The sequence below is a fragment of the Paraburkholderia sp. SSBN10T genome, from assembly GCF_056619545.1.
Map to the genome: position 1 here is coordinate 22,196 of NZ_JBWQQI010000034.1, position 16,317 is coordinate 38,512.

A 16,317-nucleotide genomic window follows, 5' to 3' on the forward strand; every position below is an offset into this window, starting at 1 on the left:
ACAAAGATTAGCACGATCGTTCTATTTATGTGATAGGGTGTCGACCCGGACTTCACCGGGTATGCAGCGGGTTTTCAGCAGGTTTTGATGGACCTTCGCGGCCTCGCCGCGCCTCTAACCCAACCGAGCAAGGTAACCACAATGGGCCGTTCGATCAATCTGGAAGGCAAGGTCGCGCTGATTACGGGCGCCTCGAGCGGGCTGGGCAAACGCTTCGCTCAGGTGCTGTCGCAGGCCGGCGCAAAGGTGGTGCTGGCGAGCCGGCGCACCGAGCGCCTGAAAGAGTTGCGCGCCGAAATCGAAGCGTCCGGCGGCGCGGCGCACGTCGTGTCGCTCGACGTGACCGACTATCAGAGCATCAAGGCGGCTGTGGCGCACGCCGAGACCGAGGCGGGCACCATCGATATTCTGGTGAACAATTCGGGCGTGTCGACCACGCAGAAGCTCTCGGAAGTCACGCCGACCGATTTCGAGTACGTCTTCGACACCAATACCCGCGGCGCCTTCTTTGTGGCTCAGGAAGTCGCCAAGCGCATGATGATGCGCGGCAACGGCGCTCAGAAGCCGTCGTATCGCATCATCAACATCGCGTCCGTGGCGGGTCTGCGCGTGTTGCCGCAGATCGGCCTGTATTCGATGAGCAAGGCCGCAGTGGTTCACATGACGAAAGCGATGGCGCAGGAATGGGGGCGCCACGGCATCAATGTGAATGCGATCTGCCCGGGTTATATCGATACGGAGATCAATCACCATCATTGGTCGACCGATCAGGGCCAGAAGCTGATTTCGATGCTGCCGCGCCACCGTGTCGGTAAACCTGAGGACCTGGACGGCCTGCTGTTGCTGTTGGCCGCGGACGAGTCGCAATTCATCAACGGCGCGATCATTGCCGCCGACGATGGTTTCGGGCTTGCTTGAGCGCCCCCTCGGGGGCCCAGGAAAACTTGGGGCGGCCCGGCGTTTTCCTGGCTTTGAACGCCCACCCCTGTTTCAATCAGTAGAAGAAGTACGATGAACGAATATCACCCAGTTTTTGAGATGTCCATGGCGATCCGTTGGGGCGACATGGACGCATTCGGCCACGTGAACAACACGGTCTATTTCCGATACATGGAGCAAGTGCGGATTTCCTGGTTCGAGCAACTCGGCATTGCCGGCGGCAACGGCGAAGGGCAGGGGCCGGTGATCGTCAACGCGTCGATGGACTTTCTCAAGCAGCTCCATTACCCCGGCGACGTGATTGGCCGGATGTCGGTCGGCACGCCCGGCCGCAGCAGCTTCGACACCCGCTTCGAGTTGACGCGCGCCGACGACCCGTCGACCGTTTACGCGCGCGGCGCCGCGCGCTGTGTGTGGATCGATTACGCGGCCGGCAAGTCGGAGCCGATTCCCGATCTGCTGCGCTCGACCATCGAAAACGCCGTGCTCGTCAAGGTGGCTTAAGGCGGCATCGCCCGCACCGCACTGTGCCCACGTTCAGTGCCCGAGCAGCCTTTGCAGCAGCTCGGTCGCATTGCCCGTCCCGTACTTGCGCATCAGCCGCGCGCGGTAGACGTCCACCGTGCGCGAGCTGATTTCCAGCACCCGGCCGATCTGCTTGCTGGTCTTGCCCGTCACGAGTTGCGCGGCGATTTCACGCTCGCGCGGCGTCAGTTCGATCGCGACTCGGCGTGTCGCGCTCAGATCCTCGAAAGTCCACACTCCCGCGGCATGCGGGTCGGCGCGCTCGAGCGAGCGGCCTGTCACGTGGCACCAGAACAACTCCCCGTTGGCGCGCTTCATGATGCGGTCGTCGGCGTAGCTGCCTTGCGCGGTCATGATGGGCGGAATCCGTGCGCCGATACGCTTGAACTCGTCCGCGGACGGATACAGCACCTGAAACGATTGCCCGAGCAGCGACTCGCGCGGGCAGCCGAAGATCGACGCCAACTGGTCGTTGCAGTCTTCAATGACGCGCTCGCGTGACAGGACGAGGCCAATCGGCGCAAGGTGGAAGGCGGTTTGGTAATCCAGTGCGGGCATGAACGGGGCGGAAGCGGAAAATCACTTATGTATTTTTGCGTATTGTGCCGGATGGCCCGCGCATCGTACCCTTTCCGGCAAATCACAAGGCTGCGAAGCCGTAGGTGACGGGCTGGCGGCCCGGCTGTGCAATGTCGGCGCAAGGCTCGCCAGGGATGACTAGAATGACGTTCTGGGCTCGGGTTGTGTCGGGCGCAACCGGCGCGGCGCCTCACGCGTTGCCGGCATCGCCCAGGGGCAGTCAGAGCCAGCTAGAGCCAACCCCGCACGTCACCACGCATCGCACTGATCCGGATTTTCGGGTTTCCATAAAGGAAGGGACACACTGATGAACAAGGTCTATCCAGACGCGGCTGCCGCGCTCAAGGACATCGTCAAGGACGGGCAGACGTTCGCCGTCGGCGGCTTTGGCCTGTGCGGCATTCCCGAGGCACTGATCGCGGCGCTGCGCGACTCCGGCGTCAAAGGCATCACCTGCATTAGCAACAACGCGGGGGTCGACGGTTTCGGCCTCGGCCTGTTGCTCGAGACGCGCCAGATCAGGAAGATGATCTCGTCGTATGTGGGCGAAAACAAGGAGTTCGAGCGCCAGTACCTGGCCGGCGAACTCGAGCTCGAATTCACGCCGCAAGGCACGCTCGCCGAGAAGCTGCGGGCGGGCGGCTCGGGCATCCCCGCGTTCTTCACCAACACCGGCTACGGCACGCTGATTGCCGAGGGCAAGGAAACCCGCCAGTTCGGCGACCGGCACTACGTACTCGAACATTCGCTGAGCGCCGATGTCGCGCTCGTCAAGGCCTGGAAGGCCGACAAGTCGGGCAACCTGATCTATCGCCGCACCGCGCGCAACTTCAACCCGATGTGCGCGATGGCGGGCAAGATCACCGTGGCGGAAGTCGAGGAAATCGTGGAAGTGGGCGAACTCGATCCGGACGCCATCCACACGCCGGGCATCTTCGTGCAGCGCATTGTGCTCAATGCGCATCCGGAGAAACGCATCGAACAACGCATCGTCCGCGCGAAAGGAGCGTAATCATGGCATGGAATCGTGACGAAATGGCCGCGCGGGCGGCGCAGGAACTGCAGGACGGCTTCTACGTGAACCTCGGCATCGGCTTGCCGACGCTGGTGGCGAACCACGTGCCGGCGGGCGTCGAAGTGTGGCTGCAATCGGAAAACGGCCTGCTCGGCATCGGCCCGTCGCCGACCGAAGAGGAAGTGGACGCGGACCTGATCAACGCGGGCAAGCAGACGGTGACGACGCTGCCGGGCTCGTCGATCTTCTCGTCGGCGGACTCGTTCGCGATGATTCGCGGCGGCCACATCAACCTCGCCATCCTGGGCGCGATGCAGATCAGCAGGAACGGCGATCTGGCCAACTGGATGATCCCCGGCAAGATGATCAAGGGCATGGGCGGCGCGATGGATCTGGTGGCGGGCGTCAAGCGCGTCGTCGTGCTGATGGAGCACGTCGCGAAGGGCGACCAGCACAAGATTCTCGAAGAATGCACGCTGCCGCTGACGGGCGTGGGCGTGGTCGACCAGATCATTACTGACCTGGGCGTGATCGAAGTGACGGCGGATGGTCTGAAAGTGGCGGAGCTGGCGCCGGGCGTGACGGTGGAGGAGATCAAGGCCAAGACCGGCGCACCGCTCGATGTGAGCGCTGTGAGCTGATTGGGTCGATCCTCCAGCGGGTTTGGCGGGCGGCTGCTGTGTCATGCACGGCGCCTGCCGATGAGCAGGACCGATGCGAAGCGGGCGAGACTGGTTGAGTCCTCGCCCGCTTTGTTTTGAGGCGGCGGATGTGCGGACCACGCGGGTACGTTTGCTTTCGCCTATGCTGTTTGGCCGATCCTTGGCGCACTGCAAAGCCGTTTACAATTGTCTTCACGATGCCTGTCCATTGATGCGCGCCTCTCCCGGCTCGTTGTGCCTGACGGATGTTCGCTGTGCTTGTTGCCGCTCGCGCCGCTGTTTGTGCCGCCACTTTGGCCGCCCGGGTAACCGGACCGAAGTCCGCGCCTTCACAAGGAAATTTTGATGACCGCCACGTCTCCCGCTTCGCATACCGCTCCCGGGCAGGCTGCGCCCCGCCAACGTTTCGTGCAGTGCGCGAGCCCCGGCGGCTTGCATCGGATGGCCTACACCGAATGGGGCGACCCGGCGAATCCGCGGGTACTGGTCTGCGTGCACGGCCTGACGCGTTCGGGGCGCGACTTCGACCGGCTGGCGGCGGCCTTTGCCGACACCTACCGCGTGATCTGCCCGGATGTGGTGGGCCGGGGGCTTTCATCCTGGCTAAACATCCCCAACTACTACACCGTGCCGCAATACGTCGCGGATATGGTCACGCTGATCGCGCGGCTCGACGTGGAGCAGGTGGACTGGTTCGGCACCTCGATGGGCGGCCTGATCGGGCTGGGTCTCGCGGGCCAGCCGGACTCGCCGGTCCGCAAGCTGCTGCTCAACGATGTCGGTCCGCGTCTCGAGCCGGTGGCGGTCGCTCGCATCGGCGAGTACCTCGGCAAGCCGGTGCAGTTCGACACCCTGCAGCAGGGCATCGATTACGCGGCGCTGCTGGCGCAATCGTTCGGTCCGCTGACGCCGGAAGAATGGCGCGAGATCAACACGCCGCTGCTGCAAGAGCGGGATGGCGCATGGTATTTCCGCTACGACCCGCGGATTGCCCAGCCGTTCGCGGCCACCACGGACGAAATGGCCGCGGCCGGCGAGCTTGCCCTGTGGGGGGCGCTGAAGGCAATCCAGGGGCCGGTACTGGTGGTGCGGGGAGCGGAGTCCGACCTGCTGTCGCATGAAACGGTCGAAAAGATGGTCGCCGAAGGCAACTCGGTGTCCAGCGTCGAAATCCCCGGTGTGGGCCACGCGCCGGCGTTTCTCAGTGCAGAGCAGATCGCGATTGCGCGCAGCTTCTTTATCGGGCCTGCTGCCGACGCGTCATAATATGAGGCTGCGCGGCGCGTTCCTTGAAGGGGCGATGCGCAAGGCATCACCGCTCAACTTTAACCAACATCAGGAATCTCTATGGCAGTCATTCGTCACCACGTCGGCAAGCGGCTCTCGGAAACCGCCGTGCATAACGGCACCGTGTACCTTGCCGGCCAGATCGCCGAGGACGCAGATCAGGACATCACGGGCCAGACGCGCGAAGTGCTCGGCCACATCGACCGTCTGCTGGCTGAAGTGAACAGCGACAAGTCGCACCTGCTGTCGGTGCAGATTTATATCTCCGACATGGTTCACTTCGCCGGCATGAACGCGGTGTGGGACGAGTGGGTTGCGCAGGGCGCCACGCCGCCGCGTGCCACCGTCGAAGCAAAGCTCGCCAACCCGAAGTGCCTCGTTGAAGTGGTCGTTGTCGCTGCGCAGCGCAGCTGAGTCCGCATCTGCAAGTGTTGTTGAATCCCTGTTGATCCGCCGCGCCCGGCGAGCCGTCGCACCATGAATCCCGATACCGTTACGACCGTACCTATCCCCGTGCCTTCTTTCGAAGATGCGATGGCGTTCGTGCGGGAGCACGCGGGAGAAGTGCGGCTGTCGTCGGGTGAATTGCTGGCGGATCACGCAGCCGGGACTGCGGCGATCATGCGCACGCTCAACGTCGATCCGCCGGCGGTGCTGGCGGCGGCCTTGTTTGCGCTGACGCCGCATCTGCAGGACCCGGAGCAGGTGATCGCCGATAACTTCGGCGAAGAGGTCGCGCAGCTCGTGGGCGATGTGCGCAAGCTGCTGCGCCTGGGCACCGTCAGTTTGCGGGCGGCGCAGAACGCGATTCCCGAAGCCGGACGCGATGCCCAGGCCGCGCGTCGAGCGCAGGTCGAGGCGCTGCGCAAGATGCTGCTCGCGTTCGCGCAGGACATTCGTGTCGTGCTGATCCGGCTCGCGTCGCGGCTGCAATCCATGCGTTACTACGCGGCGGCCAAGTTGACGCCTTCGCCCGATGTGGCGCGCGAGACGCTCGATATCTATGCGCCGCTCGCGAACCGTCTCGGCATCTGGCAATTGAAGTGGGAGCTCGAAGACCTCGCGCTGCGCTTCGAAGAGCCTGCCACCTACAAGCGCATCGCCAGGTTGCTCGACGAGAAGCGTGTGGAGCGCGAGACCTATGTGGCCGAAGCGATTGCGCGGCTGCAGCAGGAGCTCACCGCCGCCGGCATTCGCGCGGAAGTCAGCGGACGGCCGAAACACATCTATAGCATCTGGCGCAAGATGCACGGCAAAGAGCTCGATTTCTCCGAGCTGTACGACGTGCGCGCGTTTCGCGTCATCGTGCCGGATATCAAGGATTGCTACACAGTGCTCGGCATCGTGCACAACCTGTGGCAACCGGTGCCGAAGGAATTCGACGACTATATCTCGCGGCCCAAGCCGAACGGCTACAAGTCGTTGCATACGGTCGTGATCGGCGACGACGGCCGGGCCTTCGAAGTGCAGATCCGCACCCACGAGATGCATCAGTTCGCCGAATACGGTGTGGCGGCGCACTGGCGCTACAAGGAAGCCGGCACGCGCGGCTATGGCGGCCAGGTCACCGCGAGCGAGAAATACGACGAGAAGATTGCGTGGCTGCGCCAGTTGCTGGCGTGGAAGGACGACGTGTCCGAGGGCGAGCACGGCGAAAAGCGCGCGGCGCAGCCGTGGGAGCAACTGCGTCAGGCCACCTTCGACGACGACCACATCTATGTGCTCACCCCGCAGGCGCGCGTGATTCCGCTGCCGCAGGGCGCGACGCCCGTCGACTTCGCGTATCACCTGCACAGCGAGTTGGGGCACCGTTGCCGCGGCGCACGCGTGGATGGCGCGATGGTGCCGCTCAACACGCAATTGCAGAACGGCCAGACCGTGGAGATCGTCGCGGTGAAAGAGGGTGGCCCGTCGCGCGACTGGCTCAACCCGCAGCTCGGCTATCTGCATAGCCCGCGTGCGCGGCAGAAGGTGCGCGCATGGTTCAACGCGGTCGAGTACCAGGAGAACATCGCCACCGGCCGGGCGATGGTCGAAAAGACGCTGCAGCGCGAAGGCAAGACCTCGGTCAATCTCGATCAGCTCGCGGCGAAGCTCGGCTTCAAGACCACCGACGATCTGTTCTCGGTGGTCGGCAAGGAAGAGTTCAGCTTGCGGCAGGTCGAGCAGGCGCTGCAGGACGCGCCGCCGCCGGAGCCGGTGATCGAAGCGCCGGAGCAGTTCGAGAAGCGCAGCAGCGGCTCGAGCGTCGCGCATGGTGCGTCGACGGGTGTGCTGGTGGTGGGCGTCGACGCGCTGCTCACGCAACTCGCGCGTTGCTGCCGTCCGGCGCCGCCCGACGGCATCAGCGGCTTCGTCACGCGCGGCAAGGGCATGTCGATTCACCGCAGCGATTGCCCGACGTTTTTGCGCATGGCCGAGCGCGCGCCCGAACGTGTGCTGGAAACCGCATGGTCCGCAGATGTGATGAGCGGACGCGGGCAGTCGGTGTACCCGGTCGATCTGACGATCGACGCCACCGATCGCCAGGGCTTGCTGCGCGATATCTCCGAAGTATTCGCGCGCGAGAAGATGAACGTCATCGGCGTGAAGACGCAGACGCGCCGTAACGCCGCGTTCATGCAGTTCACGGTCGAGGTGTCGAGCGCCGCGCAGATTCAGCGCGCTTGCGCGCTGCTGGGCGAAGTCACGGGTGTCGTGCGGGCGGGGCGCAAAAGCTGAGGCCGGATGCGGCGCTTGCCGCTGCTCTGGTGTTGATAGAAGGGCAGCGGGAATTTTCAGCGTCGGTGTACAAAAGTACTTGCCAAGCGATGTGGCGCTCCATATAATCTCGTTTCTTCAGGCTCGTAGCTCAGCTGGTTAGAGCACCACCTTGACATGGTGGGGGTCGTTGGTTCGAGTCCAATCGAGCCTACCAACGAAAAGAGAAATTCCGGTTCGCCGGGGTTTCGCAAGCTGCAGTAAGCGCCTTGGCGCAAAAAGGCGAATACGGTTATGGCACCGCGAACGTTGACCGAAACCACTTCGGAGCGACGCTAGTCGAGGACCACTTTCGCCAATGTAGTTTGCAGGAAATGTGAATGCGGCCCCTCGAAAGCGGGGCCGCATTTTTTTTGGCTCTTTTAGTTTTTTCACCTCGTTGTATGTGCCGCCGCCGGTCGGCACCACGGAGAACGCAATGGTTTCGATACGTCTGCCTGACGGTTCGGTTCGTCAATACGAGCATCCGGTGAGCGTCGCCGAAGTGGCGGCCTCCATCGGCCCCGGCCTCGCGAAAGCTGCGCTCGGCGGCAAGATCGACGGCGAACTGGTCGATACGTCCGCGCTGATCGATCGCGACGTGTCGCTTGCGATCGTCACGGAAAAAGACGCTGACGGCCTCGACATCATTCGCCACTCCACGGCGCACTTGCTCGCGTACGCGGTGAAAGACCTGTACCCGGAAGCGCAGGTGACGATCGGCCCGGTGATCGACAACGGCTTCTACTACGACTTCGCCTACAGCCGTCCCTTCACGCCGGAAGATCTCGAGAAGATCGAAAAGCGCATGCAGGATCTCGCGAAGAAGGACGAGCCGGTCTCGCGCCGCGTGGTGTCGCGCGGCGAAGCAGTGGACTACTTCAAGAGCATCGGCGAAAAGTACAAGGCCGAGATCATCGAATCGATTCCTTCGACCGGTGAGATCAAGCTCTACTCGCACGGCGGTTTCACCGATCTGTGCCGCGGCCCGCACGTTCCGTCCACCGGCAAGCTGAAGGTCTTCAAGCTGATGAAGGTCGCGGGCGCCTACTGGCGTGGCGATTCGAAGAACGAGCAATTGCAGCGTATTTACGGTACGGCCTGGACCAAGAAGGAAGACCAGGAAGCCTACCTGCACATGCTCGAAGAAGCGGAGAAGCGCGATCACCGCAAGCTCGGCAAGCAGCTCGACCTGTTCCATATGCAGGACGAGTCGCCGGGCATGGTGTTCTGGCATCCGCGCGGCTGGACGCTGTGGCAGCAGGTTGAGCAGTACATGCGCCGCCGCGTGAACGGCGCCGGCTACCTCGAAATCAAGACGCCGATGATCATGGACCGTTCGCTCTGGGAAGCGTCGGGCCACTGGCAGAACTATCGTGAAAACATGTTCACGACGGAATCGGAAAAGCGCGACTACGCGATCAAGCCGATGAACTGCCCCGGTCACGTCCAGGTGTTCAACCACGGTTTGCGTTCGTACCGCGACCTGCCGCTGCGTTATGCGGAGTTCGGCTCGTGCCACCGCAACGAATCGTCGGGTGCGCTGCACGGCCTGATGCGCGTGCGCGGCTTCGTGCAGGACGACGCGCACATTTTCTGTACCGAAGACCAGTTCATCAGCGAATCGATCGCCTTCAACACACTGGCAATGAGTGTGTACAAGGATTTCGGCTTCGATAACGTGGAGATCAAGCTATCGTTGCGTCCGGACGCGCGTGCCGGTACCGACGCAACCTGGGATCGCGCCGAACAGGGCTTGCGCGATGCGCTGACGGCCTGCGGCGTGACGTGGGAAGAGCTGCCGGGTGAAGGCGCCTTCTACGGTCCGAAGGTCGAGTACCACATCAAGGATGCGCTCGGCCGCTCGTGGCAATGCGGCACGCTGCAACTCGATATGGTGTTGCCGGAGCGCCTGGGCGCCGAATATGTCGCGGAAGACAACAGCCGCCGCCGCCCGATCATGCTGCATCGGGCAATCGTCGGATCAATGGAACGCTTCCTTGGCATCCTGATCGAGCACCATGCTGGTGCAATGCCTTCATGGCTGGCGCCGATGCAGGTGGTTGTGATGAATATTGCGGAAAGTCAGGCGGAATACGCCCAGTCTCTGGCCCAATCGTTGCAAAAACAAGGGGTTAGAGTCGAGGCCGATTTGCGCAACGAGAAGATTAGCTATAAAATACGCGAGCACACGCTAGAAAAGGTGCCGTACCTCCTTGTGGTCGGCGACAAAGAGCGTGATGCCCAAACGGTAGCCGTGCGTGCCCGTGGCGGTGTTGATCTGGGTGTGATGCCCGTCAGCGCCTTCATTGAGCGTCTGCATCAGGACGTGCAGTCGTTCAGGTAAACCACCTGGCAGCCCGGCTCGTTTTTTTAATTTTTAGAGGAAACGTAACATCGCTACTGATAAGTCTGCGCACCGCATCAACGGTGAAATCACTGCACCCGAGGTGCGCCTGGTCGGAGTCGAGAACGAACCGCTCGGCATCGTGAAACTCGCTGATGCGTTCCGCATGTCGGAACAGCAAGATGTGGATCTGGTCGAAATCGCTCCGCAGGCGGTGCCGCCGGTTTGCCGCTTGATGGACTACGGCAAGTTCAAGTACTCGGAAGCGAAGAAGCAGCACGAGGCCAAGCTCAAGCAGAAGATCGTCCAGGTCAAGGAAGTAAAATTCCGGCCGGGTACCGATGATGGCGATTACAACGTCAAACTGCGCAACCTCATCCGCTTCCTTGACGACGGCGACAAGACGAAAATCACGTTGCGTTTCCGCGGCCGCGAAATGGCCCACCAGGAAATCGGTATGCGCATGCTGGAGCGTCTGCGTACTGACCTGGACGAAGTCGGTCAGGTCGAGCAAATGCCGAAAATGGAAGGGCGCCAGATGATCATGGTGCTCGCTCCGAAGAAAAAGAAGTAATCAACCCAAGTGGGTTGTCGGGCGGCGCGCCGCGAGGCGCGCGCCGTAGTGGTGAAAAGATTGAGTCGTGCTTTGCCGCCTGCATGGGCAGTCGTGGCGAAGACAAGCAGGTTTCGGAGCGGCGTCTATATAAATGAGCGCCGTTTCTGAAAGGCGGCGGCCAGCAGGATCGGCCGGCTGCATACCAAGTGGAGTGGGTTTCGAAGGGCGGGTCATGGCCATCAGGCCGACCGCACACCCATATCCATCTAATAATGGAGTTGTCATGCCGAAGATGAAGACCAAGAAGAGTGCTGCAAAGCGCTTCGTGGTGCGTCCGGGCGGTACCGTCAAGCGCGGTCAGGCCTTCAAGCGCCACATTCTTACCAAGAAGACCACCAAGAACAAACGTCATTTGCGCGGTTCCACGGCAGTTCATGATTCCGATATGAACTCCGTGCGCGCAATGCTGCCGTTCGCCTAACCCTTAACTAAAACTCACAGGAGCAAATTATGCCTAGAGTCAAACGTGGGGTTACCGCACGGGCCCGTCACAAGAAGATCATCAAGCTGGCCAAGGGTTACCGCGGCCGTCGCAATAACGTCTATCGCATCGCCAAGCAGGCGGTCATGCGCGCAGGCCAATACGCCTACCGCGATCGCCGCAACAAGAAGCGTGTGTTCCGCGCATTGTGGATCACGCGTATCAACGCGGCGGTGCGTCAGCACGACATGACGTACAGCGTGTTCATCAACGGCCTGAAGAAGGCTTCGATCGAACTCGACCGCAAGGTGCTGGCCGACATGGCTGTGTTCGACAAGGCTGCTTTTGCTGCGATCGTTCAGCAGGTGAAAGCCGCCGTTGCAGCCTGATTGCGCTTTGGGCAATTAAACTGCGTGGTTCGTTGCAGCGAAGATCCGGTAGTCTCGGTGACGCTGCAACAAAAACGGGGCTCCTCACCGAGCCCCTTTTTTGTTGGTCGAGCCAGTTTTGCATCGATTGAACACTGACGTTGAAATGATGGGATCAATGGATCTGGACCAGATTGTCGCTGACGCGCAAAAAGCCTTCGGGGAAGCCAACGACGTCACTACCCTCGAGAACGAGAAAGCCCGCTTTCTCGGTAAATCGGGTGCGCTGACCGAGCTGTTGAAGGGCCTTGGCAAACTCGATCCCGAGACGCGCAAGACTGAAGGCGCGCGGATCAACGTCGCCAAGCAGCAGGTGGAAGCCGCCTTGACGGTCCGCCGTCAGGCGCTTGCCGATGCCCTCCTGAACCAGCGCCTCGCCGCTGAAGCCATTGACGTCACGTTGCCCGGCCGAGGCCTCGGAGCAGGCAGCCTGCACCCGGTCATGCGCACGTGGGAACGCGTCGAGCAGATTTTCCGTACGATCGGATTCGACGTGGCCGACGGCCCCGAAATCGAAACCGACTGGTACAACTTCACCGCGTTGAACAGCCCGGAAAACCATCCGGCCCGTTCGATGCAAGACACCTTCTATGTAGACGGCAAGGACGCCGACGGCCGCCAGTTGCTGCTGCGCACGCACACGAGCCCGATGCAGGTGCGCTATGCGCGCACCAACACGCCGCCGATCAAGGTGATCGTGCCCGGCCGCACGTACCGTGTGGATAGCGACGCGACGCACTCGCCGATGTTCAATCAGGTCGAAGGCCTCTGGATCGACGAGAACATCAGCTTCGCCGACCTGAAGGGCGTCTACACCGACTTCCTCAAAAAATTCTTCGAGCGCGACGACATCCTCGTGCGCTTCCGTCCGTCGTACTTTCCGTTCACCGAACCGTCGGCCGAGATCGACATGCTGTTCGAAACGGGCAAGAACGCCGGCAAGTGGCTCGAAATCTCGGGGTCCGGCCAGGTTCACCCCACGGTGATCCGCAACATGGGCCTCGATCCGGAACGCTACATCGGTTTTGCTTTCGGCAGCGGTCTCGAGCGGTTGGCGATGCTGCGCTACGGCGTGCAGGATCTGCGTCTTTTCTTTGAAAACGACCTGCGTTTCCTGCGGCAATTCGCCTGAAGCCGCAAGCTGGATGAGGCAACGGCGAGCTCGATACGCAGCGCGCAAGAGGTCGCAATAGCGCGCAACAACGAGCAACAAGGGTGGCCGCGCACGCTGTCAGATGTAGAGACGCAGGCAGTGCGCGCCGCAAGCAGTGCCACCGGCAGGGCGGCTGGTTACCCAAAGGGTGACTGGAGAAGGGCCCGGCCGGACGTGGACTAACCTGATCAGAACGTACACAGAACCATGCAATTCCCGGAATCCTGGCTAAGAAGCTTTGTCGACCCGCAGATGACGACGGACGAGCTGTCGCACGCGCTGACGATGGCCGGCCTCGAAGTCGAAGGGCTGCGGCCTGCCGCGCCGGCGACCAAGAAGATCGTGGTCGGCCGGGTTCTCGAGGTCGTCAAGCACCCGGACGCGGACAAGCTCAACGTGTGTCAGGTCGACGCCGGCACGGGCGCGACGCTCAACATCGTCTGCGGCGCGCCGAACGTCGCGCCGGGCATCAAGGTGCCGGTCGCGCTGGTTGGTGCGGAACTGCCGCCCGCCGAGGAAGGCGGTGCGCCGTTTGCGATCAGGCTCTCGAAGCTGCGCGGCGTGGAAAGCCAGGGCATGCTGTGCTCGGCCCGCGAACTGAAGCTCTCGGAAGATCATAGCGGCTTGATGATCCTGCCGGAAGATACGCCGATTGGCCAGGACATCCGCGAGACGCTCAACCTCGACGACACCATCTTCGAAATCAAGCTGACGCCGAACAAGGCGGACTGCCTCTCGGTGTTCGGCGTGGCGCGCGAGACCTCGGCCATCACCGGCGCGCCGCTGCGTGCGCTCGAGATCAAGCCGGCCACTGTCAAGCTGAACGAAACGTTGCCGGTCAAGATCTCGGCGCCGGACCTGTGCGGCCGTTTTTCGGGTCGTGTGATTCGCGGCGTCAATGCGCGCGCGAAGTCGCCGCAGTGGATGGTCGAGCGTCTGGAACGCTCGGGCCAGCGCAGCATTTCCGCGCTGGTCGACATCTCCAACTACGTGATGCTCGAACTGGGCCGTCCGTCGCACGTGTTCGATCTGGACAAGATCCACGGCAGCATGGATGTGCGCTGGGGCCGCAAGGGCGAGACGCTCAAGCTGCTGAACGGCAACACCGTCGAACTCGACGAAACGGTTGGCGTGATCGCGGACGAGCAGCACATCGAAAGTCTCGCCGGCATCATGGGCGGCGACAGCACGGCCGTGACGCTCGATACGACCAACATCTATCTGGAAGCCGCGTTCTGGTGGCCGGATAGCATTCGCGGCCGTTCGCGCAAATACAACTTCTCGACCGATGCAGGCCATCGCTTCGAGCGCGGCGTCGACTATGCGACCACCGTCGAGCATATCGAACGCATCACGCAACTGATCCTCGATATCTGCGGCGGCGCAGCCGGTCCGGTGGACGACCAGATCGTCAATGTGCCGCAGCGCGCGCCGGTCAGGATGCGCGTGGCGCGTGCCAACCGCATCATTGGCATTGCGATCGGCGCTGACGAGATCGCGCAGATTTTCACGCGCCTTGGTCTCACGTTCGAACGCGAAGGCGACGAGGTGTTCTGCGTGACACCGCCGTCGTACCGCTTCGACATCGAGATCGAAGAAGACCTGATCGAAGAAGTCGCGCGTATCTATGGCTTCGAAAAGATTCCGGCGCGCCCGCCGGTCGCGAAGAGCGAAATGCGCGCGACCAATGAAACGCAGCGCACCATCCACGACATCCGTCATGCGCTCGCTGCGCGCGACTATGCCGAGACGGTGAATTTCAGCTTCGTCGACGCGCAGTGGGAGCAGGATTTTGCCGGCAACGACAAGCCGGTACGCCTGCTGAATCCGATCGCGAGCCAGCTTTCGGTGATGCGCACGACGCTGTTCGGCAGCCTGATCGAAGTACTGCGTACGAATCTGAGTCGCCGTGCGGCGGACCGCGTGCGCGTGTTCGAGGTGGGCCGTGTGTTCCTGCAGGATCCCGCGATCAAGGCCGGGGAACTGCAGGTCGAGGGCTTCACGCAGCCGAAGATGTTCGGCGCGCTCGCCTACGGTCCGGCGCAGGAAGAACAATGGGGCGCAGCGACGCGCGTCGTGGATTACTTCGACGTCAAGGGCGATCTGGAAGCCTTGCTCGCGCCGGCAGTGGCGCGCTTCGTGAAGGCCGAGCACCCGGCGCTGCATCCGGGACGCAGTGCGCGCATTGAATTGAATGGCCGCGCGGTGGGCTGGATTGGCGAATTGCATCCGCGCTGGATGCAAAAATATGATTTGCCGCATGCGCCGATTCTGTTTGAAATCGAAGCGGAAGCATTAATTCAGCGAGCATTGCCGGTTCCGTCGGAAGTATCGAAGTTTCCGCCGGTGCGTCGCGATATCGCGGTGGTCGTCGATCAAAAAGTCGAGGTTCAGGCACTGCTGGACGAGCTGCAAAAGGCGCTTTCCGAGGACGCTTGCAAGAGCGTCCGCAGGGTTGCGCTTTTCGACGAATTTCGTCCAAAATCAAATACTTCCGGTGGGTTGGCAGCTCACGAGAAAAGCCTTGCGTTCCGTGTGACCTTGCAAGATACTGGCGGAACCCTTCAGGACGAGACGGTCGATCTGGCCATTCAAACCCTGGTGGATCGCCTGGCTCGAGTGTATGGCGCACGGTTGCGCGGATAACCCGTAGATACTTTTTATGCGACAGTTTTCGCATTCTCCGGTTTCTGGGTGGCGCGCCATTTGATAGATATGAATGAAATGAACTCGAGTGATTTCGAAGCCCTTCTTACGGCGCAACGTAGCGCCATGATTCGCGATATTCCGACATCATCCGCTAACACTTCGGCGGAAACGCCCACGCTGACCAAGGCTGAGCTTGCCGAGTTGCTGTTCGACAATGTCGGACTCAACAAGCGGGAAGCGAAGGACATGGTCGAGGCGTTCTTCGAAGTGATTCGCGATGCGCTGGAGAGCGGGGACAGCGTGAAGCTGTCGGGCTTCGGCAACTTTCAGTTGCGCGACAAGCCTCAGCGTCCCGGTCGGAATCCGAAGACCGGCGAGGCAATTCCGATTGCCGCTCGCCGCGTTGTGACGTTCCATGCAAGTCAAAAGCTGAAGGCGCTGGTTGAAAGCGGCGCTGAGGCGAGCTTCACGCGCTGACCGACTGGCGCGTTCCTGCGCAACCCACCACGACGGCTAACTGACGATGACAGCGACGATCGAAAAAGTCGTCTTGCCTCCGATTCCGGCGAAGCGCTACTTCACCATCGGTGAAGTGAGCGAACTGTGCGGTGTGAAGCCGCATGTATTGCGGTACTGGGAGCAGGAGTTCACGCAGTTGAGGCCGGTGAAGCGGCGCGGCAATCGCCGTTATTACCAGCATCACGAGGTGCTGTTGATCCGGCGGATTCGCGAATTGCTCTATGAGCAGGGCTTCACGATCAACGGTGCACGCAACCGGCTCGACTCGCATGGTGCGGTGCAGGGTGGGCCTGCGGATCTCGAAGAGCAGCAGGGCGAAGCGCTCGAGCCACCGTCCGTCACGACCACCGCTACGGTCGATGTCGATCAGTTGCGCAAGGAACTGCTGCACGTGATCGATTTGCTGAGCCACTGAATAGCGTACTTTCGCAGGTTTGT

The 16,317-nt window shown here is 61.8% G+C and carries 16 protein-coding genes and 1 tRNA gene; 16 read left to right on the plus strand and 1 reads right to left on the minus strand.

Annotated features, from left to right (window positions below; all coding sequences use genetic code 11):
• Positions 1-141: 141 nt before the first annotated feature.
• A complete protein-coding gene (locus AC1ECK_RS34020) occupies positions 142-918 on the plus strand; it encodes an SDR family oxidoreductase (protein WP_480327260.1) in 777 nt (258 codons plus the stop codon).
• A gap of 93 nt (positions 919-1,011) precedes the next feature.
• Positions 1,012-1,443 carry an acyl-CoA thioesterase gene (locus AC1ECK_RS34025; RefSeq protein ID WP_480327262.1) on the plus strand — a complete coding sequence of 144 codons (432 nt, stop codon included), beginning with the start codon at positions 1,012-1,014 and terminating at the stop codon, positions 1,441-1,443.
• Positions 1,444-1,476: 33 nt separating this feature from the next.
• Here the strand turns inward: AC1ECK_RS34025 and AC1ECK_RS34030 are convergent, their stop codons facing one another.
• A complete protein-coding gene (locus tag AC1ECK_RS34030) occupies positions 1,477-2,022 on the minus strand; it encodes a LuxR C-terminal-related transcriptional regulator (RefSeq protein WP_480327264.1) in 546 nt (181 codons plus the stop codon).
• A 328-nt stretch (positions 2,023-2,350) separates the two neighbouring features.
• Between AC1ECK_RS34030 and AC1ECK_RS34035 the strand changes: the two genes are divergently transcribed.
• The 14 genes from AC1ECK_RS34035 to AC1ECK_RS34100 all read left to right on the plus strand — a co-directional run bounded on the left by AC1ECK_RS34035 (position 2,351) and on the right by AC1ECK_RS34100 (position 16,294).
• Positions 2,351-3,055: a CoA transferase subunit A gene (locus AC1ECK_RS34035; RefSeq protein ID WP_480327266.1), complete on the plus strand. Its 705-nt coding sequence runs from the start codon at positions 2,351-2,353 to the stop codon at positions 3,053-3,055.
• Between the two features lie 2 nt (positions 3,056-3,057).
• Positions 3,058-3,699 (plus strand): CoA transferase subunit B, encoded by a 642-nt coding sequence (locus AC1ECK_RS34040; protein WP_480327268.1) that lies wholly within the window; start codon positions 3,058-3,060, stop codon positions 3,697-3,699.
• A 366-nt stretch (positions 3,700-4,065) separates the two neighbouring features.
• Positions 4,066-4,986, plus strand: a complete 921-nt coding sequence (locus AC1ECK_RS34045) for an alpha/beta fold hydrolase (RefSeq protein ID WP_480327270.1) — start codon at positions 4,066-4,068, stop codon at positions 4,984-4,986.
• An 81-nt stretch (positions 4,987-5,067) separates the two neighbouring features.
• Positions 5,068-5,421, plus strand: coding sequence for a RidA family protein (locus AC1ECK_RS34050; protein WP_480327272.1), 354 nt, complete (start codon positions 5,068-5,070; stop codon positions 5,419-5,421).
• A gap of 63 nt (positions 5,422-5,484) precedes the next feature.
• The gene (locus AC1ECK_RS34055; protein WP_480327274.1) at positions 5,485-7,728 is read left to right on the plus strand and encodes a RelA/SpoT family protein; all 2,244 of its coding nucleotides are present in this window, start codon (positions 5,485-5,487) and stop codon (positions 7,726-7,728) included.
• Positions 7,729-7,847: 119 nt separating this feature from the next.
• Positions 7,848-7,924, plus strand: a tRNA-Val gene (locus tag AC1ECK_RS34060).
• Positions 7,925-8,185: 261 nt separating this feature from the next.
• Entirely contained in the window at positions 8,186-10,093 is a 1,908-nt protein-coding gene (gene thrS, locus AC1ECK_RS34065) for a threonine--tRNA ligase (RefSeq protein WP_480327276.1), read from the plus strand.
• Between the two features lie 49 nt (positions 10,094-10,142).
• Entirely contained in the window at positions 10,143-10,667 is a 525-nt protein-coding gene (gene infC / locus AC1ECK_RS34070; RefSeq protein WP_074263967.1) for a translation initiation factor IF-3, read from the plus strand.
• 265 nt (positions 10,668-10,932) lie between these two features.
• Positions 10,933-11,130 carry a 50S ribosomal protein L35 gene (gene rpmI, locus AC1ECK_RS34075; RefSeq protein WP_111935491.1) on the plus strand — a complete coding sequence of 66 codons (198 nt, stop codon included), beginning with the start codon at positions 10,933-10,935 and terminating at the stop codon, positions 11,128-11,130.
• Between the two features lie 29 nt (positions 11,131-11,159).
• Positions 11,160-11,519 carry a 50S ribosomal protein L20 gene (rplT, locus tag AC1ECK_RS34080; protein WP_006052502.1) on the plus strand — a complete coding sequence of 120 codons (360 nt, stop codon included), beginning with the start codon at positions 11,160-11,162 and terminating at the stop codon, positions 11,517-11,519.
• A gap of 157 nt (positions 11,520-11,676) precedes the next feature.
• Positions 11,677-12,690 (plus strand): phenylalanine--tRNA ligase subunit alpha, encoded by a 1,014-nt coding sequence (pheS, locus tag AC1ECK_RS34085; RefSeq protein ID WP_480327278.1) that lies wholly within the window; start codon positions 11,677-11,679, stop codon positions 12,688-12,690.
• 228 nt (positions 12,691-12,918) lie between these two features.
• Positions 12,919-15,357, plus strand: coding sequence for a phenylalanine--tRNA ligase subunit beta (gene pheT, locus AC1ECK_RS34090; RefSeq protein ID WP_480327280.1), 2,439 nt, complete (start codon positions 12,919-12,921; stop codon positions 15,355-15,357).
• 69 nt (positions 15,358-15,426) lie between these two features.
• Positions 15,427-15,837: an integration host factor subunit alpha gene (locus AC1ECK_RS34095; protein ID WP_480327282.1), complete on the plus strand. Its 411-nt coding sequence runs from the start codon at positions 15,427-15,429 to the stop codon at positions 15,835-15,837.
• Between the two features lie 46 nt (positions 15,838-15,883).
• On the plus strand, positions 15,884-16,294 hold the full coding sequence (locus AC1ECK_RS34100) for a MerR family transcriptional regulator (protein ID WP_480327284.1): 411 nt from the start codon (positions 15,884-15,886) through the stop codon (positions 16,292-16,294).
• Positions 16,295-16,317: the final 23 nt, after the last annotated feature.